Annotated in this window: 12 protein-coding genes and 3 pseudogenes; 10 read left to right on the forward strand and 5 right to left on the reverse strand. The window is 61.3% G+C overall.

The genetic code is table 11. The annotated features are described in order from the left end of the window. Nucleotides 1–18 precede the first annotated feature (18 nt). A pseudogene (locus HAP54_RS10710) lies at nt 19–558 on the forward strand (IS1380-like element ISNha3 family transposase); the annotation flags it as partial. A gap of 381 nt (nt 559–939) precedes the next feature. On the opposite strand, the gene HAP54_RS10715 reads toward HAP54_RS10710, so the two are convergent. Beyond that, nucleotides 940–2274, reverse strand: coding sequence for an IS1182 family transposase (locus HAP54_RS10715; RefSeq protein ID WP_166202952.1), 1335 nt, complete (start codon nt 2272–2274; stop codon nt 940–942). 1070 nt (nt 2275–3344) lie between these two features. On the opposite strand from HAP54_RS10715, the gene HAP54_RS10720 reads away from it, so the two are divergent. From HAP54_RS10720 to HAP54_RS52455, 3 genes and pseudogenes are all read left to right on the forward strand, one after another. Beyond that, entirely contained in the window at nt 3345–3578 is a 234-nt protein-coding gene (locus HAP54_RS10720; RefSeq protein ID WP_166218334.1) for a hypothetical protein, read from the forward strand. A 299-nt stretch (nt 3579–3877) separates the two neighbouring features. Next, nucleotides 3878–9181, forward strand: a pseudogene (gene xopAD, locus HAP54_RS10725) (XopAD/skwp family type III secretion system effector); the annotation flags it as partial. 12 nt (nt 9182–9193) lie between these two features. Further along, nucleotides 9194–10864, forward strand: coding sequence for a shikimate kinase (locus tag HAP54_RS52455; RefSeq protein WP_414646217.1), 1671 nt, complete (start codon nt 9194–9196; stop codon nt 10862–10864). A 154-nt stretch (nt 10865–11018) separates the two neighbouring features. Here the strand turns inward: HAP54_RS52455 and HAP54_RS10730 are convergent. Continuing rightward, nucleotides 11019–11944: pseudogene (locus HAP54_RS10730) on the reverse strand (IS1380 family transposase). A gap of 294 nt (nt 11945–12238) precedes the next feature. Between HAP54_RS10730 and istA the strand changes: the two are divergent. Beyond that, nucleotides 12239–13771: an IS21 family transposase gene (gene istA / locus HAP54_RS10735; protein ID WP_420869925.1), complete on the forward strand. Its 1533-nt coding sequence runs from the start codon at nt 12239–12241 to the stop codon at nt 13769–13771. A 115-nt stretch (nt 13772–13886) separates the two neighbouring features. Here the strand turns inward: istA and tnpC are convergent, their stop codons facing one another. The 3 genes from tnpC to tnpA all read right to left on the reverse strand — a co-directional run bounded on the left by tnpC (nt 13887) and on the right by tnpA (nt 16394). Beyond that, nucleotides 13887–15488 (reverse strand): IS66 family transposase, encoded by a 1602-nt coding sequence (gene tnpC / locus HAP54_RS10740; protein WP_166205729.1) that lies wholly within the window; start codon nt 15486–15488, stop codon nt 13887–13889. Nucleotides 15489–15613: 125 nt separating this feature from the next. Further along, nucleotides 15614–15967 (reverse strand): IS66 family insertion sequence element accessory protein TnpB, encoded by a 354-nt coding sequence (gene tnpB / locus HAP54_RS10745; RefSeq protein WP_166205730.1) that lies wholly within the window; start codon nt 15965–15967, stop codon nt 15614–15616. Next, on the reverse strand, nt 15948–16394 hold the full coding sequence (gene tnpA, locus HAP54_RS10750) for an IS66-like element accessory protein TnpA (RefSeq protein WP_166205731.1): 447 nt from the start codon (nt 16392–16394) through the stop codon (nt 15948–15950). Before tnpA ends, tnpB begins: the two co-directional genes overlap by 20 nt. A gap of 85 nt (nt 16395–16479) precedes the next feature. Between tnpA and istB the strand changes: the two genes are divergently transcribed. The 5 genes from istB to HAP54_RS10775 all read left to right on the forward strand — a co-directional run bounded on the left by istB (nt 16480) and on the right by HAP54_RS10775 (nt 21344). After that, complete coding sequence (gene istB / locus HAP54_RS10755) at nt 16480–17322, forward strand: IS21-like element helper ATPase IstB (protein ID WP_166214584.1); 843 nt, start codon at nt 16480–16482, stop codon at nt 17320–17322. A gap of 711 nt (nt 17323–18033) precedes the next feature. After that, the gene (locus HAP54_RS10760) at nt 18034–18522 is read left to right on the forward strand and encodes a hypothetical protein (RefSeq protein WP_166299870.1); all 489 of its coding nucleotides are present in this window, start codon (nt 18034–18036) and stop codon (nt 18520–18522) included. A 3-nt stretch (nt 18523–18525) separates the two neighbouring features. Next, nucleotides 18526–19158, forward strand: a complete 633-nt coding sequence (locus tag HAP54_RS10765; protein ID WP_166299872.1) for a hypothetical protein — start codon at nt 18526–18528, stop codon at nt 19156–19158. A 93-nt stretch (nt 19159–19251) separates the two neighbouring features. Then, entirely contained in the window at nt 19252–20223 is a 972-nt protein-coding gene (locus tag HAP54_RS10770) for a hypothetical protein (protein ID WP_166299874.1), read from the forward strand. Nucleotides 20224–20279: 56 nt separating this feature from the next. After that, nucleotides 20280–21344, forward strand: coding sequence for an IS630 family transposase (locus HAP54_RS10775; RefSeq protein WP_166204319.1), 1065 nt, complete (start codon nt 20280–20282; stop codon nt 21342–21344). Nucleotides 21345–21377: the final 33 nt, after the last annotated feature.

Raw genomic sequence — 21377 nt, forward strand, 5'->3', positions numbered from 1 at the left:
GCGAACGCCAGGCCCGCCATGACCGATGATACGATTCTGCCCTTCTCGTTTCCAGCCGTTCACGCCAAGAAAGTCACAGCTGCCTTCGATGGCGGTCGGCTGACCTCGAACGGGGGCGTGATGCTTCTGGCGATGGCCGAGCGGCGTCTCGGCTTGGCCGACAATTTGGCCCGGGTGTTCCCGGATCGGCGCGATCCGACGCGGGTCGTGCACAGCCTTGTCGATATGTTCCGCGCGCGCATGTTCGCGATCTGCTGCGGCTACGAGGACGCCGACGACCTCGATCATCTGCGGTCCGATCCCGCATTCAAGCTGGCCTGCGGACGGCTGCCGGACACGGGTCGCGATCTGTGTTCCCAACCGACGCTGTCGCGGCTGGAGAATGCTCCGCGCCTGCGCGACGTGATCCGGCTGACCTACACTTTGGTCGACGCATGGATGGATAGCTACCCGCGCGAGCCGGCATCCGTCACGCTCGACATCGATGATACCTGCGATGTCGTCCACGGCCATCAGCAGCTCTCGCTGTTCAACGCTCATTATGACGAACGCTGCTTCCCTTATTCCATGCCGAAACACACCCGTCCTTGCCGACGACTCGGCTACGGGCTTTAGTTAGGGCCAACAGCAGCATCAAGTTGTTGCTGCAAGACACTTGCGCGGAAGAGGGGCGAAAGTCCATGAGTACCATCCACGCGACATAGAGCGGAGAGCTTGAATCGGACCTTGCGTCAAGTTGTATAAGTCCGCGCAGCCCGCGAAAGCACTGACGAATGGAGCAGCCGTATTATGTTCTACTTTCGGTTTACTGGCCTTGATCGGGGGGGCGCTTGCTGTCCGTCGCTCGACTGCACCATGCATGAAACTGATCGCGAGCCAGCCTCTAGGAGCCCGTCCAGATATGTTTTCGTGACGGGCATTTGTTGTAGAGTAGCAGGCTCAGGCTGCGTTTGCGAGGTTGAACAGCTTGAGGAGGTTATGGACGGTGCAGATCATTGTCCACTCGGCGCGCACTTTCTCGATGCCCCGCAACAGGAACTGGCGGAAGCCTCTTGCCTGTTTGATCTGCCCGAACACCGGCTCCACCACTTGCTTTCGCAATCGGTAGGGTGTTTCGAAGCCGCCATCGTCGATCTTCTTTCGCATGGCCTGTGTCAGCGGGCCGCCGACTTTTCCGTTCGCTACTGTCGGGTGCTTGGCGCGTCCGGGCGCGACATAGCCATCGATGCTGCGTGTGTCGAGCGCTTCGAGATTGGCTTCGCTGCAGTAGCCGGAATCCGCTGAGGCCTGCCGCGGCTTGCGGCCAAGATTGCTCTCGATGGCCTCGATCAGGGGCACCAACTGGCCCTGATCGCTGCCGTGCTGGGTCAGTTCTTGCGCGACAATGATCTGGGCATGTGCATCGACGGCCGCCTGGGCATTATAGGCCTGAACGAAGCCATCCTTCGACTTCATGATGCGGCTTTCCGGATCGGTGAAGTTGCGTTGCGCCTTGGGATTGGGTTCCTCCGATGGCAGCGCCGCCGGTTTGCCCGGCTTCTTGCGGCCTTCGGCCTGGCGCTGCTGTTCCTTTTCGGCCTCGATGCGGCGCTCTTCCTCCGCCGCCAGTTTGGCGTCCGCTTCCAGCGCCGCCATCGCTTGCTGGATCTTCGCCAGCCGTTTCTGCTTGTCGACGGTCCAGTCCGGCAGTTCGTCGCTGTTGCCGAAAGTCTCATCCTCCGAGGCATCCGCCGCCTCGGCGGCCGCCAGCATGCGAGCGACCTCGGCCTTCAATTCCGCCTCGCGCTTCTTCATGCGCTCATAACTCATCGCCTTGTGTTTCGACGCGTTCGCCTTGATCTTCGTACCATCCAGCGCGACATGACCGAGCTTGACCAGCCCGGCCGTCTCGCACAACTTCAGAACCTGCACGAATAGCGCGCCGAGCGCCTTCAAATGTCGCTTGCGAAAGTCGCTGATCGTCCGAAAATCCGGCGCATCCAGCGCCACGATCATCACAAAATCGTTCCGCTCCCGGCAGGCCTTGGCAATCCGACGCGACGAATACAGCCCACTCGCATAGCTATGCAGCAGCAGCGCCACCATCATCCGCGGATCAAACGGCGGCTGCCCAAGCCCGCTCACATAGCTGCCCATGATCTCCCTGAGATCGAGGCTCTCCCGCACCAGATCAACCATAAACCGCGAGACATGGCCTTTCGGCACGAAGTCCTGCACATTCGGCGGCAGAAGCAGCGTCTGATCGATGTTCCAAGGCCGAAAATACTTGCTCATCGCCCAATGTTGAATCAGACCCGACCAGATTTGAACAGCGACTATCCAGACAAGCTCCTAGGTGATCGGAATGGGCACATCATTGTCAGTCTTCAATACAGCTGTCGCGTTGCCGATGGGCTATCGAAGGGCGCAGGAATCACGGCGAGATCGGTTAGCAAACGGGCAGCGAAAAGGGGACGCACTTGGCTCCACTTGACGTTCACCGCGAGCTCGAAGTCTCTTATGCCTAAGGGGCATGCGATTAAAGGGCTCCGCGTGTTTGGAGGTCGCTGATTCGGCGAACCCATTCGGTAGCTCATCAGACAACGAGGACAAGCGGTCGAGCCGACAAGTGGCTGTCGCACTCGTGAGGGCAAGGCATCCAGTACATTGGATAAAGAATATGAGACGCATTGACGGGCGCGGATCGCCCATTTCGGAATTTGGTGCCGGTGAAGGTCGAGGCGCTGACGGTTCCAGCTCTGGACCGGCTTGTGCTCCTGGTGAAGAGGGGCAATCGTTCAGTTCCATTGTGGATCGGATGCCTTCCGAGCTTCAGGATTCAGGTCCCTCGGATTCTCGCAGCACGCAGCGCGACAGCGGTGCAGGCCGATTTGCTGTTCCCTCCTCCGGCGCACATCCGCTCTTTGGGGTCGCGCTGCAGGGCGCAATCCGTGGAAGTCGTCGTCGTTTGCGCTCCTTGCCGGAATCCGGCTCGTCGCGAACTGATGGGGCGCTGCGGCGCGACGATCCAGAGGCGGAAAGCTCGCTAGGACGCCCTCTCCCGTCGCACGGGGGGGGTGGACCAGAAGGGGGACACGCCCACGATGCGCCTACCCAGAATGTCCAAACCCCGGGCCTGCAGCGGCCTTATAGAACGTACAGTGGGAGACCAAGGCCAGATGCGGGCTTCTTGCGTCCGAGTGGCGAGGAGTCCTGGCGCGACGATCGAGAGGCTGAAAGCTCGCACGCGAGCAGACGCCCACTGGATACGCAGTCCGTGTCTGAGGGAAGTGGCAGACCAGGAAGGTGGCGCGTCGCCGATGCGCCCGCGCAACCATTCCAGCCTGGGAGCTCGGAGCGAGCCCATGGAACTTATCGTGGCGCAGCCAATCTGGAAACTACTCCATCGGCTTCGGATGGTGACCGGCGACGCGCCGATCGAGCCGCCGAACGCCCGCAAGCAGGCAGGCTGGCGCCGTATGGCCAATCCATCTCTGACCGAAGAGGCCGAACCGGGAGGTCGCATGTCGACAATGCTGCCCTGCAGAATGTCCAAGTTGGAGTGCCGGAAGGGTATTTCAGACATTCTAATGAACTAAATGCCGCCTTACTAAATGCCGCCTTAAGGGAAATCGCCAGCGCTCGCGACATCAGCGTTTTCTCACGCGCAGTGGTACGTTACAGCAAGCAGCTGGGAAGGCAGGATCTTTCAGACTTTCTGCAAACCGCAGCTTTCCGTTTCGATGCTCGATTTGTGCCGCAGTTGGAGGAAAATATCCGGTCCTCATGGGGGTACGCCACGACATGCAATGTGGTGAGCCGGGAAGCTGGAGGTGAGGCCGGCAAAAGAGCTTGCCAGGCCTTAGCGGTTCGGTTGTCGCGCCTCGACAGGGCGCTTATGAAGCAAATCGATCCCATCGCACTTTCTCTGTTCGCATTATCGTTCGGCCGACATTCCGCGGCGGCGAGCTGTCGCGAGGCTGCCGTCGCAATCGCCGGTGAGGTGCCGTCCCGGCTCTCGCGTTTTAACCCGCAGGCGCTGGCGAACCTGGTGAACGGTTTCAGCAAATGGCCGAACGCGGCGGGCTGTCGCGAGGCTGCCGTCGCAATCGCCGGTGAGGTGCCGTCCAAGCCCTCGCGTTTTAACCCGCAGGAGCTGGCGAACCTAGTGAACGGTTTCAGCAAATGGCCGAACGCGGCGGGCTGTTGCGAGGCTGCCGTCGCAATCGCCGGTGAGGTGCCGTCCAAGCTCTCGCGTTTTAACCCGCAGGAGCTGGCGAACCTGGTGAACGGTTTCAGCAAATGGCCGGACGCGGCGGGCTGTTGCGAGGCTGCCGTCGCAATCGCCGGTGAGGTGCCGTCCAAGCTCTTGCGTTTTGACCCGCAGCACCTGGCGAACCTGGTGAACGGTTTCAGCAAATGGCCGAACGCGGCGGGCTGTCGCGAGGCTGCCGTCGCAATCGCCGGTGAGGTGCCGTCCAAGCTCTTGCGTTTTGACCCGCAGGCGCTGGCGAACCTGGTGAACGGTTTCAGCAAATGGCCGGACGCGGCGGGCTGTCGCGAGGCTGCCGTCGCAATCGCCGGTGAGGTGCCGTCCAAGCTCTTGCGTTTTGACCCGCAGCACCTGGCGAACCTGGTGAACGGTTTCAGCAAATGGCCGGACGCGGCGGGCTGTCGCGAGGCTGCCGTCGCAATCGCCGGTGAGGTGCCGTCCAAGCTCTTGCGTTTTGACCCGCAGCACCTGGCGAACCTGGTGAACGGTTTCAGCAAATGGCCGGACGCGGCGGGCTGTCGCGAGGCTGCCGTCGCAATCGCCGGTGAGGTGCCGTCCAAGCTCTTGCGTTTTAACCCGCAGGAGCTGGCGAACCTGGTGAACAGTTTCAGCAAATGGCCGGACGCGGCGGGCTGTCGCGAGGCTGCCGTCGCAATCGCCGGTGAGGTGCCGTCCAAGCTCTTGCGTTTTAACCCGCAGGAGCTGGCGAACCTGGTGAACGGTTTCAGCAAATGGCCGGACGCGGCGGGCTGTCGCGAGGCTGCCGTCGCAATCGCCGGTGAGGTGCCGTCCAAGCTCTCGCGTTTTAACCCGCAGGCGCTGGCGAACCTGGTGAACGGTTTCAGCAAATGGCCGGACGCGGCGGGCTGTCGCGAGGCTGCCGTCGCAATCGCCGGTGAGGTGCCGTCCAAGCCCTCGCGTTTTAACCCGCAGGAGCTGGCGAACCTGGTGAACGGTTTCAGCAAATGGCCGGACGCGGCGGGCTGTCGCGAGGCTGCCGTCGCAATCGCCGGTGAGGTGCCGTCCAAGCTCTCGCGTTTTAACCCGCAGGAGCTGGCGAACCTGGTGAACGGTTTCAGCAAATGGCCGGACGACGCAGCGTGTCACCGGGCGCTGGTGGACATCGCACGCGGACTAGGCCGGGCAGGCCAACGCTTCGGTGCCTTCACGACGCCTCAGTTCGGCATGATCGCCAATGCCCTGGGGCGAAGTATCGTGAGAGGGGAGGAGGCGGGAGAGATCACAGAGACCGCTCTGCTGAAGGATCGCTTGCATCAGCTGGCCCATCACCTTCACTACGACAATGATCGGCTGGAGCAGAGCGATGTTCGGACCATCGCCACCATTTTCAAGGCCTTGGCGAAGGCCCGGCTGTTCGAGGATCTGGGTTCACTCGCCTCGACCGGGTTGGATCGGCTCAACGAACTGCATCGTGCCCCCGGTTTTGCCGCTGAGAATAACCTCGAGACCATGGGCAATCTCTGTGCCGCGCTGGTGCCGCTGGCGCGCAGCCCGCACCTGCGCTGGCACCGCAGAGTGGCTCTCCACTTGCTGAACGATCTCCAGCCGGTCGTGGAGCAAAAGATCGAGGCACACTTCAATGCGAGCGCAGCAGAGCGAATCCGTGGGCCGCTCGCCAGTCGCGGTCCTGCGCTCTCGATCTATCAGGTGATCAAGGCTCGTGCGGTCCTGGCGAACATGTTCAAGCGGCCGGTTATCGAGGGCAAGAAGGCCGATTTGCGCAAGAGGCAGCAAGAGCTGCGGCACGGTACCAAAGAGACCCTGGCTAGTACGCGCGAGCTCATCCAGGGCGATCTTTCCAACATGAGCTGGAACCTGATCGCACAGATCGAGGCGGAAAGCCCGGTCGATGCGCTGGACGCATTCGTCGAGCAGAACGCGGCAACGATCCTGGACAAGCATCCTGCGTCCATATTCGATGTCCACGAGGTATTGCGAACCATGGATCACGAGCCGAGGCCCCCACAGGGCGAGGCAGGTCTAATGCGGTTGCCGGTGGTGGACATGCAGGGACGCCCCCTCGCCACGGAGCCCGAGACACGATACTCGATCTTTCATCGGCTGACCTCGGGGGCGATAGAGGTGGTCGCCGTGCAGCTGCCAGCAAAACCGAGCGCCTTCATGCTGGCGCGCACGCTCACCTACAAGGGTGTGCCTTACCGCATGGACCTGTTCGGCGGCAGCAAGTTAAAGGCACCAAAACCGACCGTGCTCGAAATCGCCGCCAATGCTCCAGCCAAACCGGCGGTAGCATCTTCGGGAGGAAAGCTGCTCGCCATTCCCTATGCCGAAACCGCTCCGGGCACGTCATTCGAGAAGCTATCGCGCGCCTGGGCGCCGTTCAAAGAGGCCTATTGGTACACTCAGCGCAGGGGGTTTGCGGCGCCACCTGCAATCAAGGATCTGGGCCCTCACGACTACGCGCTCGAGGGCGCCTTCAAGCTGTTGCTGGCGCCGGACCGCCCGGCCAACGAGGCGCATCCCTTCAGACTGACCGGACCGGAAGGCCCGATTGCTCTGCGACCGCATGACGGCTGTGGCTTCATCAAGGCCTCGCTGGCCGAGCGTATGCTCGCCGTTCGCCGTGCCGGCCCGGAGGAAGGTCCCGATCGGATGCCGGCCTATGGCGAAGGAAGGAGATCGTCCGTACCGAGCTCGGCGCTGCAACATTATCCGCGGAGTGAGCGAGTGGCGGGCGAGGCGCGCGAGAAAGCCAAGGCTTGGCTGGAGAGCAGAGGAGGGGAAAGCCTGATAGGCGAGCAGCTGTTTCGTACGGTGACAGCAGGCCACATCGACGGTTCCGGCGCGGTTGCCGTCCCGTCCAGTGACGATTACCTCCACGTGCCAGAGTGCAAGAGCGAGACGTTGACGGGAACGGGAGGCGTGCTGATCGGGCGATCTCCCTATGACGCCCCCAACCTGCGCCCGCTTGCCTACGAGCGCGTCAAGTCGGCGGCTGATGGGGATCCGACTGCGGCATTCCTCGATAGATGCGTGGCCATGCAATATAGTTTCAGCGTCGCTGAGAAGTCGCGGGAGGAGCTGGCGGCCGACGATCCGAGCTTCTTTGCCAAAGGCATTCTGATCGTGGTGCCGGACGAGCTGTGGCCGGCCGACTACACCGATCGCGGCCTGGTGATGTCGGCCGAGGACGTCAAGTGCCATTCGAACTGGACCGAGCGCAAGGACCGCGTCAAGGCGGACACGCTGGTCGACTGCGTCGGTATCCTGCAGGCGACCGAGGTGTTCGCTCCGGGCTCGTTGGTCGCCGTCCCGACCGGTGAGCAGAAAAAACTCGACGGCGATTTCGACGGAGATACGATCGTTATCGTCGGTGATCGGCCGCAGCTCTATGAGCATGTTCGCCTGTTCGATGACAAGGAGCAGGCCCGCGGGGTCCGCTCGCTCAAGCCGCCAAAGTCCCATACGCCGGCAATCGAGGGCAATGATTACAAATTCAGTCGTGCCAGCCAGATCCTCGCGGCGACGCGGGATACTTTGGAGATTTATAGCGGCCTGCAGCGGAGCTTTCTGGCGCAGTCCCATCAAGCACGACGTTGGTTTGCCGAGCGCTCAGTGTTTGGAACTTACGAGGGGCTTCATCACGAACTTCAGCGCGACATCCGTCAATTACTGAACCAGGAGCAGGTGAGCGCCCAGGATGTCGAGCAAATGCTCGACAGAGCGAGGCCCGAAATCAAGGTTGCAGACCATGCAGTCGCCCACGAAATTGCCGAGTTACTCGTCACCGACCTTGAGGCATGGGCAGCAAGCTTGGATGAGCAGGTGCTGGTCGAAACAGTCGAAAGCGCGCGCGATACCAAGTTGACGGTGAGCCCGGCGCTTGCGGAGCTTTTCCCAGACCTGGCGGAGACCTATCCGGCGGCGACGCACCCGCGCGACCGTATCCAGGCCGTGCTCGACAACTATCCTCCGCGCATCAGTCCGCGGCCGGATGGGTACAGTGCGGATGACCTCGTGCAAAGCGCAAGCAACCTCCTGAGCCTCGGCATCAAGGTCGGAACGGATGCCTTTAAATCCGACACCAGCGTCCAGCTGTTTATGAAGAAAAGCCAAGGGCTCCAGAGGCTCCTGCAGCAGACGCCGGGCCTGAAGTCGGTGCCCTATGTCAAGAGCATGGCGACGACCCTCAATCACGGGATGTTCAATGTCGACACGACCTTGGAGGATCTGAAGGACAATCCCACATTGGCGGCTTCAATCATGGAGGCCTCGATCAACCTTGCTGCGGAGCAAGGGATTCTGCCCCGCCCCTTTGACCGGCAGCCTGCCGAGGATTCTGCCATCACATTGACGCTAACTCGCGAGCAGGCCTCGGAGCGCGCCCAAACCGAGGTGGCGCGCGCCGCAGTCGAAGAGAAGGCGATCACTGCAGCGGCGCTTCAGGTTGCCAAGGATCTCCGGCACACGGGCATCGATGTGAAGATGCCCCATTTCGACCATCGATTGAGGTCGGAAAGCTCCCTCAGAGACCAACTCATGGTTGTGAATGATGTCCCCGAAGGCGCCTCACAGCTGATCAGCAGCGCCGTGCGCCATGTCTTCGAAGCACCCGATAAGGATTTTGCAAAGGCCTTCCGGAAAGCCATTCTGTCGTTTGAGGAGCAAGGCTACACCGAAATCAGCACAGCAAACTGGTTCAGGGTGAGCGCTCCGACCATTGTCGGCATCAAGACTGTGCTCGCCACGCCGGATGGCTACCGCTTCGAGGCGGAGTTTCATACGCCGGGCAGCTACCAGGCCAAATTGGCCAATCACGATACCTATAAGGAGCTCCAGCGACTGCGCAGAAGCGATGCACCCGATGACCGTAAGATGGAGCAGCTCACGCAGCGCGTGCGCGAGGTCTGCAAAGAAGTTGCGATCCCGGAGGGTGTTGGAGCTATTTCCCATTGGTCCATCGAAGGAGCACCTACAGCTGGTGTCGGCGCGGCGCGATCTGCCCAACAGACAAGGACGGCCGAGCGATCACCGACTGCAAAGGAGGTTGTCGCGGCCCTCGACGGGCGGCCGATCGTGCTCGTCGGGATGCCCAGTTGCGGCAAATCCACCATCGGTCCGTATCTTGCGCGACGACTGGGGCTGCCCTTCATCGACTCCGACAAAAAAATCGAGACGGCGGCAGGCATGTCGATATCAGACATTTTTACGGCCAAAGGAGAGCCGCATTTCAGGGACCTCGAGGCGGGTTTGATCGCGGAGTGTCTCGAGCGGGGACCCGCGGTGCTCGCCACCGGTGGCGGCGCGTTCATGCGTGAGGAGACGCGGCGCCACGTCGCCGAGAAGGGGCTCTCGATCTGGCTCAATGCCGACGCGGGCGAGATCAGAAAACGCCTTGCTCGTGACACCACCCGTCCGCTGTTGCAGACCGAGGACCGGGGGGACAAGATCACGCAACTAATCCGCGAACGCGGACCGTTCTATCAACTTGCCGATCTCACCATCATCCCAGGAAAGCGTGACAACAAGAACGCGGATCAATGTGTGGCCGCGCTGCATGCCTACCTTTGCGACGAGGCGGGCGCGTTGGAAGCAGCGTCAGCGCACTCTGCCAGGGCTCCTTCAGACATCGAGGGCGGTCTTGAGGCCGCGGTTCATCCGAATCCGCCCGCACCGTTCGAGTTGCGTGACAATGCTTGGAGCCCGGCGCCTGACTTTCCGCCGCCGTTTGCCGGGCCAGTACCGGGTCATCACCAGGGCGTTCGACAGCCCGGCTCGCCGCAGGGGCTTTCTCCGGCGCCAGCCTTCTCGGATGATGAAGCTTTGGCGTGGTTGCGCGAGGAGCTGGCGCGGCGGCAGATGCAAGAGCCGGCCTCACCATCAACCAGCAGGGCTCCGTCAGACACCTACGGCGGTCTTGAGTCTTTTGTTGATCTGGATGCGCACACGCCGTCCGAACCACGCGACGATGCTAATTCTGTACGGCCGTTTCCGAGCACCTCCGCTGATGCTCAGATCGGGGCTTTAGGTCCGACAGCCTCCTCCCACGGCCACGGGCTGGTGCTCGAGGACACGGAATGGCTGGGCGACGAGCATATCGACAGGGATTACCGGCTCCAGGAGCAGGATTTGCAGAGGTACCATCCGGATCTCGCCGCCCGGACGCGGTTCGTGAATCCCCTCATCGTCCTAAATTATCTGCGCTCTAACGACGATGGCGTCGTGCGAACCGAATTCCAGCGCATCGTCTACGATAATGGTAACGATACAGCCGACTTCCTGTTCCTGCCCGTGATTAATGCCAATCCTGAAGATCCTAATAGCCTCGGCAACCATTGGTCGCTGCTGTTCGTTGATCGCCGCGACCGGGGCCGGCCGGTCGCCTATCACTACGATTCCTACGGGGGACTCAACAACAAGGATGCAGAACATCTCGCAGGTCGGCTGCACCTCCGCCTCGAGCGAGCCGGCATGGCCCAGCAGCGGAACGGGTATGATTGCGGCGTCTTCGTGGTGGACGGCACGCGGGCGCTGGTTAGGCAATTGGAGCAAGGACGGGAGCCAGACCTGCTGAACCTCAGCAACCTCGTTGCCAATCGGCAGGCACTGCAGAACCGACTCAGGGGCTGATGTCGCCATGGGCGGATAGCTCAGGCTGGAGCGGCTCACGCCGACGGCCTGGGCCCCCGGGCACGAAGGACCGGAACCAGCGCAGCGTCGCGAACTCGGCTGTGGCCAATTCCCGGGCTTTGGGAATCGCGTCGCGCACGGTCAGCATCAGCCATTAAGCGGCGGTGTGGAGAACGAGGCGGACTTGATTGGCGAGCGCCGAACGGCAGCTGGTGCGATCGGAGGCGAGCTGTGTCTTATGCAGCTTGATCAGATTCTCGGCTTGGCCGCGCGCGCAATACAGGCTGTCGTAGATCCACTCGGCCGAGCCGACATCGAGGCTGGTGACGAAACGGATGTCGAGGCCGGGCATCGTCGCCTCAATACGGGCGACGGTACGCCGTTCGCGATCCCAGGACTTGGCCTTGTGGCGCGTCTCGGTATAGCCACGCAGAACCGGCAGGTTCTCGATGACGCGTCGCGTGCGGATGTCGTCGGCGGCCTCGTCGACTTTTCTGGCGAGCGGCTTGGTGCCGGACAGACCGAAGATGTAGTCGATGCCGTTGGTCTCGCACCACGCCATTGCCTCCGGCCGGGCATAGTGCCCGTCGCCACGGAACGTAATTCGCGTGTTGTGCCACCGCGTCCGGATATGCCGTATCAGGCGGCGCAGATCGGCACGCACCTCGACGCCGCCCGGCGTCTTGCCGGGCCGCAGACGACCGCCACGGGCCGGCTCTTCTCCGTGTCGTAGACGTGGATCGGCAGGAAGCAGCGTTCGTCATAATGAGCGTTGAACAGCGAGAGCTGCTGATGGCCGTGGACGACATCGCAGGTATCATCGATGTCGAGCGTGACGGATGCCGGCTCGCGCGGGTAGCTATCCATCCATGCGTCGACCAAAGTGTAGGTCAGCCGGATCACGTCGCGCAGGCGCGGAGCATTCTCCAGCCGCGACAGCGTCGGTTGGGAACACAGATCGCGACCCGTGTCCGGCAGCCGTCCGCAGGCCAGCTTGAATGCGGGATCGGACCGCAGATGATCGAGGTCGTCGGCGTCCTCGTAGCCGCAGCAGATCGCGAACATGCGCGCGCGGAACATATCGATGCGTGTTTCGCGGGATCGTGAGCACGGATTTCAGCGTATGGTGAGCAACGATTTCAGAGGATCGTGAGCACGTTTTTCGACGCGCCGGACGCTTCTGCGCGGCGGCGATCAGGGTGAGACGCCAGCGACAATCAAGGTGAGACTGCGCCGATGGGGACGGACCGAAGGGAGGGCGCAGCCCGACCGGAGGACCGTCCCCATCGGCGTCGCGCGTTTTTGGACCCGTCTGGCGGCCGGGTGCGGCTGGTGCAAGCTGTTGATTCGTCTCGACAAGAGGGAATCGATGCCTTGCCTGGCCTTGACATCACCGACCGCCAGATGAGGCTGTACATGACCTACCGATTGACACTGTCCCGCGAGGCCGCCGCGGCCAAGGCGGGGTTCTCGAAGGCAAGCGCGTATCGAATCGAGGGCGATTGTCGCCCGCCCTCACAGAAGAAGACGCCGAGGGGCCGGCGCCGGGCCGATCCGCTCGGGCCCTATTGGGACGCCGAGATCGTTCCGATCCTGAAGGCTGCGCCCGGCATCCGCGTGATCGGCGTGCTGGACGAGCTGCGCCGACGGCATCACGAGTTGAACCCGAACATCCGCCGCACGCTGGAGCGGCGCATCAACGCCTGGCGGGCGCTCAACGGCCCAGAACAAGACGTGATCTTCCGCCAGCAGCACGAGCCCGGTCGCCTGGGTCTGTCCGACTTCACCGACGTGAGCGCGCTCGGTATTACCATCGCGGGTGAGCCGCTCGATCACCGGCTCTATCACTTCCGGTTGGCGTTCTCCGGCTTCGAGCATGCCCATGTCGTGCTCGGCGGCGAAAGCTTCGTCGCCCTGGCGGAGGGCTTGCAGAACGCGCTGTGGGCGCTTGGCGGCGTGCCGCGGGAGCATCGCAGCGACAGCCTGTCGGCAGCGTTCCGCAATCTGGCCGCCGACGCACGGGAGGATCTGACGCAGCGCTACGCCGGGCTGATGGGCCACTATGGCATGGCGCCAACGCGCAACAATGCGGGCATCGCACATGAGAACGGCTCGATCGAGAGCGCGCACGGCCATCTCAAGCGGGCACTGGAAGATGCGCTGTTGCTGCGAGGGACGCGCGACTTCGCCAGTCTCGATGCCTACCGTGCTTTTGTCGACGAGATTGTCGGCCGGCGCAACGCCAACGTCGCCAAGCCGATCGCGCTCGAGAAGGAGGCCTTGGCGCCGCTGCCAAAAGGCCGCACGACCGACTTTGAGGAGAAAGTGATCCCGGTGACGTCGTCAGGCGGCTTCATCCTGCGGCGCGTGTTCTACACCGTGCCTTCAAGATTGATCGGCCATCGCCTGCGCGTGCGCATCTTCGACGACCGGCTCGAATGCTTCGTTGGTGTCACGCCGGTCGTGACGCTGCGGCGCGGTCGGCCTGTGTCCGAGCGCCAGGGCGGTCATGTTGTGGATTACCGGCACGTCATCCATGCCCTGCGGCGCAAGCCAATGGCGCTCCTCAATCTCGTTTATCGCGACCAACTCTTCCCGCGTGCAGCTTACAAACGTCTGTTCGAGACCTTGCGGGAGCATGGTGATGACCGGCGCGCTTGCAAGGTGACGGTCGAGCTTCTGGCGCTGGCTCACGAGCGCGCCTGCGAAGCAGAACTCGCCGAGGTGATCGCGATGGATCTGGACGCCGGACAGTTACCCGATCTTGCCGCGCTGCGCGACCGCTTCCGACCTGAGGCGGCCTCGATCCCGCGAGTCGCCGTCAAGCTGGCGCCGCTCGACGTCTACGATGAACTCGCCTGCGTCAGCGTCATGTCAGGCCGCTCGAACCTGGGAGAGGCTGCATGACTGTAAGCGCGCATTTTACTGCACAGGCTGCGCGCGCGGCTGGCCGCGGCGTCGCGTGGCGCCGGGGCCCAGCGGGATCATCGGAACGGCTTGATTGATCCTGAGCGTTTGACGGTCAGCCGCTGTCGTTGTCAGCTGGCAGGTTTTTTTGAGCGGTGCAATTGAACGGCAACAGATCTTCGATATCGGCGTCTGGCGCGCGTTGGGGCAATTCGGTGAGCGCGTGACGTAGCCATGCATAGGGATCGACGCCGCATGCCCGGCATGTCAGCACCAAACTGTAGATCACGGCGCTTGCCTTGGCGCCGGCAACGGTGTCGCTGAACAGCCAACTTTTTCGTCCGGTGCAAAACGGCCTGATGTCGCGCTCCAGAACATTGTTATCGATCGGGGCGAGACCGTCACTGGTGTAACGGGTCAGATAATCCCATTGGTTGCGTGCATAGGCGATCGCCTTGCCGGTCAAGCTTTCGGGTAGCACCTTCGGCGCCTGGTCGTCGAGCCAGGTCCGGAAGGCGGCCAATACCGGCAGGCTATGCTGCTGGCGCAGCCGCAAGGTGTATGCGGCGCGCGTTTCGCCGTCGGGCGGCGTCTGGCGCGCCACCCTCTCGACCTCGTACAACGCCTCGAAGAACTTGAGCGCCTGCAATGGCGGACCGCCAGGCTTTGTCCTGGCCTTGAGCGCATCGGTAAATTTCCTGCGCGCATGCGCCATACAGCCGAGATGGGTCGCGCCTGTCAGCGTGCGCCAGGCGTCATAGCCGTCGCTCATCAACAAGCCGCGATAGCCGGCCAGGAAGGCCTGAGGATGTTGCTGGCCGCGACCGGGCTGGTAATCGAACAGCACGACCGGCTGCGCGCAGTCCTGGCCGCTGCGATAGGCCCACATGAAGGATTTGGCCTGCGCATCACGGCCGTCCTCTTTAAGAACCTGGACCCAGGTTTCGTCGCCGTGGACCAGGGGCTGCGACATGAGCTTTTGCTGTAGCGCGTCATAGACCCGATGCAGATGCAACTCGCTCGCCCGGATCACCCAGTTGCCCAGCGTCCCGCGGCTGATGCTGACGTCGGCGCGCCCCAGCGCGTCCGCCACACGGTACAGCGGCGTGCCGTCGACGTATTTGTTGGCGAGCACCAGCGCCAGCGTCGATGGCGTGGCGACGCTACCCGGCAGCGGCTGCGCCGGCATCGGCGCGGTCACAATCGGGGTGTTCAGCGCGGTGCGCTCGCAGTGACGGCAGGCATATTTGAACCGCACATGTTGCAGCACCGACGCCTTGACCTCGACGTGCAACTGCTCGGTGACGGTCTCGCCCATCCGATGCATCCGATTATGGCAGCACGGACAGTCCTTTTGATCCTCACCCAGATCGTGTTCGACGCGTTGGCGCGGCAGATCGTCAGGCAGCGGCTTGCGGCCGCGTGCCTTCGGCGCCGGCTTTGGAGCCTCCGGCAATCCCGTGTCCGGCACGGCGACCGCCTCGACATCGTCGTCGTCCCGGCTTTCAGCGGCGGCCTGCTCGGCTTCGTTGAAGATGCGCTCCTTGAGCTTTTCGCTCTTCGGCGCATACCGGTGCAGGCGCTCCAGGCGCAACTGCTCCTCTAGATGCAGCACGCGTTGTGCGAGTTTCTCGTTTTCGGCCTTCAGCGCCGCGATCTCGGCCGCGTGCGCCGCGATCAAGGCTTCCAGTTCGTGCGTCGTGGGCTTGCGACTCATCGGAGTCTTGAATCGAAGTCATGCCGCCGCGTCAACCGGGCTCCCATGTCTTCGTCATGTCTTCGGCCGCGTCATCTGAGAACGGCCATGCCGAAGCCCGATGACGCCGCCCGCATCGAACACGCTCAGCCCACGCTCTGATATTGCCGCACCGGATGACGACGCACCGCCGCGATGTTGATGCCGTCAAGCAGCCAGTGCAGCTCCTCCGTCGTCAGCGTCAGCACCGCCTCCTGACTTCGGGGCCAGTGGAATCTGTCGGCCTCCAGCCGCTTCAGCAGCATCCAAAATCCTGACCGATCATAAATCAGCAGCTTGATCCGGTCGCGGCGACGATTGCAGAACGCGAACACCGCGCGCTGGAACGGATCCAGCCCCATCGACTGCTCGACCACGATCGCCAGGCTGTTGATGCCCGCCCGGAAGTCAATCGGTTCGCGGTGAAGGTAGACCCGAAGATCAGACGCCAGTCGGAACATCGCAACGCCCCAGCGCTTCAATCACCGCCGACAGCAACTGCGCGTCGCCGCCTTCCAGCGAAAGCGTCACGCCGTTGGGCATCGATGCCGTCAGCCGCCCTGCACAGGATCGCTCCGTCGCGCAAACCGCAATCGCGCCAGCAGATCGAGTTGGCGACGGCGACGGCGCGCGAACCGGAATAAAGGCTGGCGCAATCGGCGCCCGCGCCTCCGGCTGGCCATCCCCGTTCTGAAGTTGTCGCTTGGCCACCCACTTGCGCAGCAGGTTCGCGTTCACGCCGTGTTGCAGCGCAAGCCCCGCCAGCGACACGCCAGACTGCAGACAGGCCTCGACCAGCCGCTGTTTGCTGGCCGGATCATAGCGACGCCGGCCATTGCGCAACACGCCGACCGTCTCAAGTCTCAAAGGTTCTTCTGGAGTGATCATCGATCGTGTCCACCTCGCTCATGGTGGACACCTCATCCCATCCCCGCGCTCAACTGCATAGGTGCGTAGAAAGGAGCGCTTACGCATGACTGGTATCGCTACCTCCGTCGATACTGCCCGTGTCGAGCTGCTTCTCAATGAGCTCCGCCTGCCGGGCGTCAAGGCGATCTGGCCGAAGCTCGCTGCACAGTCGGACAAGGAAGGGTGGCCTGCCGCCCGCTTCCTCGCCGCCCTTGCCGAGCACGAGGCGGCCGATCGCACCCGCCGTCGGATCGAGCGACACATGGTGGAAGCGCGTTTGCCCGCCGGCAAGACGCTCGCCACCTTCGACTTCGAAAGTGTGCCGATGCTATCAAAGGCACAGGCGATGGCGCTCGCCGCTGGCGACGCCTGGTTGAAGGCCGGCGCCAATTTGCTCTTGTTCGGTCCACCGGGCGGCGGCAAGACCCATCTCGGCACGGCGATCGGCCTGGCTCTCGTCGAGAACGGTTGGCGCGTTCTCTTCGCGCGCACCACTGATCTGGTGCAACGGCTGCAGGTCGCGCGGCGCGAGCTGGCGCTGGAGTCCGCGATCGCCAAACTCGATCGCTATGACCTCCTGATCCTCGACGACATCACATATGTGAGCAAGGATCAGGCGGAAACCAGTGTGCTGTTCGAGTTGATCGCCGCCCGCTACGAACGACGCTCGCTGCTGATCACGGCCAATCAGCCATTTGGCGAATGGGGGCGTATCTTCCCGGACCAGGCAATGACGTTGGCTGCCATCGATCGTTTGGTCCACCACGCCACGATCCTCGAGATGAACGTCGAAAGTTACCGTCGAAAAGTTGCCCTCGATCGCAAGCGCGGTCCAGGCCGGCCGCCCGTTCATACGACCCCCAACGAACTCGACAAGGCAACGATTGACGCTGGCAATCCTGCGTGATTGTCGCGCAGCGTCAATCAAGCCTTGCCAAACCCGCGGCCAGCGTCAATGATCCGCCCACTCGGCTGCCTTGTCTCATCTTGATTGACGCGCCACTCTCATCCTGATTGTCGCTGGCGTCTCACCCTGATCGCCGCCGAGCAGGCGCGGCTGGCTGACTTCATGGCTGCCGATCTGCCCGTGCGGCGCGAGATATCCGCGAACCCGCCGACCGCGCCCCCTAGAATAGGTAGGAGCCGATCCAATGTTGATGCTGTACCGTCAGGCGCCGTTAGCCTTTCGGGCTGACTCCGTGGAGCATCAGGAATCTGTCGATGCCTGGAAAGACTACTAACTTGCGCGCCGCAGTTAAGAAGCGCATTGCCCAGATCGAAGGTATGACACCAAAAGAAGTTCGAACAGCAATGCTGTCCTGGTGAGGACATGCGCGCCAGATCCCGGCGTAGAATCCGGCTCTACTCTGAAGGTCTACCGGTTTGAGGCAGAGCTTTGGTTTAACGACCGTGCAATATGGCGACGAGTCGACGGAAAGCCTGAGAACGTCTTCGCCCTATTGGATATAGATTCCGCTCATCGGGCGCCGCCTCCAAGGGCAAATGTCGCAAACGACTTTTTGTCCCGCCTCATCGACGTTTTCCGCGGGGCGCGCGAGCAATCTTCGCCAGCTCCAGTAAGCGAGCCCAATGGGAAGATTTCAAAGGAGTGATTTGCATGCAAGTCGATTTCAGCGGAGTGATAACCAACTTTGATGGAGTTCCGCCGGGCGGCTTCTTCATGTTCGATCTAAGCACTGGCGGGGCATTTGGACTTTGCGTCGCAGTTGCCGATGACAAAAGAGCTATCATCTCGCTTCCAGGCCCAAGGTCGCGAGATAAGCAATTCGGCTGGATTCAAACCGACGGCCTGACGCAGACGTTCGTCTACTTACCGCGAGCGGTATTGAGACCCGCCTTGTCGAGCGCTGTGCAGGCGGGATCGGCCGTTGGTTCATTCCTGATTTGTGCCGGAAATAAGCGATTTATTCGTGGTTATGAGAATGCCCATTACAATCGAACATTCAATGTCGAGACCGGCTTAGCCGAGAACGACGTGGCGATGCATGATGCTGTTTACTTCACCGAATGGCGCGTCGGCCACGTCACCGACGGAAACTTCGAACAGATATATTCCTTTCCGGTCAACGTTCCCAGACCGCAATAGCCGATGAGCGAACATTCTGCATCAAGAACCGGGCATTCTTATGGCGCCACTGCCATCGACTGGCGCGTTGTGAATGCGACGACGAACAGTCCTATCTCTTTTGAGGTGGCGCCGTTCGCCCACGACTTCGGGACCAACATCGACCATCGCGCGGAGATCGTTGCACGACAAACCGCCATTGGCCTTTTGCAGTTAGAGACGACGAACGAGCGTCCATCCTATTTCTCCGATGCGCCCCTTGGCCGCGCAGAGAAGATGTTTCGGCGTGTCACCAACGGACTCGACAAAACGCTGGTCGATTACGGTATTCCGGACTTGCCGGTGAAAGCTGCACGCGAACGATTGGCTTGCCCCAGCCGTCGCGTTCGATGCTGTCAATGTAGCCCTCGCTGGACATCACGCCTGATATCGCACGTCGCACCATCGGCAACATCAGAACCATCCTCAAGCCGGAAAACAAACCCTACGAGGAGATCGGTTCTATCGTTTCGGGTCAACGGTGAGACCATCAAGCGCTTCGTTTCCGGTCAGGCACTGGCCGCGCTTGAGGACCATCAAATTCGCGATGTGTTTCGCGGACGCCGCATCCTCGCATTCGGCAAGTTGAAGGTATCGGGGCCCCGGTGCGTTGCGTGATTTAGTTAGTGGCCAAGAACAAGAAGTCATGAACGAAGCAATGACTACCGGCGATATCAATGAAGTTCAATGATTGGGAAATGAGAGCCCTGAATGCTTTACAAAAGAATTATCGAGCAAGGCACAATCAACGAACCAGAAGGCAAGCCAGACCCGCAATTTGCTTTGCCCTCTACCGTAAATTGGATGCGTTCATTGAAGCTACTGCTCTCTGAGAGGGGAGTCGATTTTCAGTCTGCATCACACGCCTATGCAGCATTCGGCAAACGAGAGATGGACAATTTGGTCCAAAATACAATTCTAGAGCAACTGTTTCTAAGCCTCCATCATTTGTCAGCCCTGAACAAAATGAAAGACTTGAGACCGGCAGCAGACTTCTGCCGAATAGGCATTCTCGCGTGGTACTACGGAATATCAAATGCGGCGAGTGCGATGATTGCTGCGCAGAATGGTTCGTTCCAAGAAGATCACGCGGGGACAGCTAGGATTTGGGATGCGGAGATCGCGGCGCGCAATCTTGCTTTACCGCCCTTTGATTGGCGCGTGTCCAGCCTAATTGAGGCAACATACAAAGCTGAGCTGGATGTATATCGAGGCCAGAGCACTGGCAAATTGCTCATCACGCCGATGTCTTCAAGTGAGGCGAGAGGAGCAGCGTGCGCCTATCTGTCAGGCAGCGCAAAATGGTATGCTTGGAAGGCAACCGAAGACGTAAGAAAGACCAGTGAATTTAAACAACTCAATGTAGATAATTTTAAGAAAAAGCCGGCTCGTGAACTGAGAGACAAGCGACTTGCCGGACGCAGTATCGGCTTCGTCCATCAAGCACTCCGTTATCGAGGGAAGGCAAATTATCGCGAAGCGTTGTTTCTGGCGTATGGGCGCGGCATCGAACCGACAATCCATGAATTTCTACTCGATCAAACAGAGGTTCTGAAATCTTTTGTCGCGATGGCGGGCGCTTTCGCATCGCGTAAGTTAGGACGGGACGTTTGGAATGAGTTCGTTGCCGACGTGGAAGCGAACCGAGCCTTCTCGATGAGTGTCGCTGACGTTTGGCAGTAAAGGTTCCATGCTAGTACCGACTTTGCTTAAAGCGTGAGTCGTGATTCAAGGGCGGGATGATACCCGAAGCAAGAGAAGTCCACCTTTCGAGGAAAGATCGCAAGGTGCTTGAGGCGTGTTGCCGCTCCCCGGTGACGTTGCAGCGCGATTTGAAGCGGGCGCGGATAGTTCTGTTGGCGGCGGATGGACGCAGCACTCGGTCGATCGCCAAGGAAGTTGGGGTCCAGCCGCGGATTGTCAGCCTTTGGCGGCATCGCTATGCCGACCAAGGCCTTGAAGGGCTGCAAGACAAGCCGCGACCGGGCAAGCAGCCAATCTATACGAAGGCCACCGACAAGCGGATTCTGAAGCTGCTGGACAAGCCGCCGCCGGACGGGTTCGCACGCTGGACCGGGCCCCTGCTGGCCGGGGCGCTGGGCGATGTTGACGTCCAATATGTCTGGCGGTTCCTGCGCAGCCACAAGATTGACCTCGCGGCTCGTAAGTCCTGGTGTGAGAGCAACGACCCGAACTTTACGGCCAAAGCCGCCGATGTTGTCGGCCTCTATGTCGCCCCGCCCGCGAAGGCCATTGTGCTGTGCGTGGACGAGAAGCCCTCGATCCAGGCTTTGGAGCGAGCGCAGGGTTATCTGAAGTTGCCCAATGGCCGCGCCTTGACCGGCCAGAGCCACGATTACAAGCGGCATGGCACCACAACATTGTTTGCGGCGCTCGAAGTCGCCACCGGAAAGATCATCGCGGCGCATTCAAAACGCCGACGCCGCGTCGAGTTTCTCGACTTCATGAACAGCGTCACCGCGGCTTTTCCGAACCGGAAGCTTCACGTCATCCTCGACAACCTCAACACCCACAAGAAGAACGAGCATTGGCTCAAGGCCCACCCCAACGTGCAATTTCATTTCACGCCGACAAGTGCGTCTTGGCTCAATCAGGTCGAGGTATGGTTTTCGATCTTGCAGGGGCAGTCGCTCAGCGGCACCTCCTTCACAAGCCTCACGCAGCTTCAGGAGCACATCGATGCCTACGTCAACGCATACAACGACAGAGCCGAGCCCTTCGTCTGGACCAAGAAAAAGGTCCGTCAACGCCGTTTCAAAGGCCGCCGTATCACTCAGCTCTGATTCTGGGTACTAGCGTTTGGGCTGCACACCCCT

This window comes from Bradyrhizobium sp. 2S1 (genome assembly GCF_011516625.5).
Lineage (GTDB): Bacteria > Pseudomonadota > Alphaproteobacteria > Rhizobiales > Xanthobacteraceae > Bradyrhizobium > Bradyrhizobium septentrionale.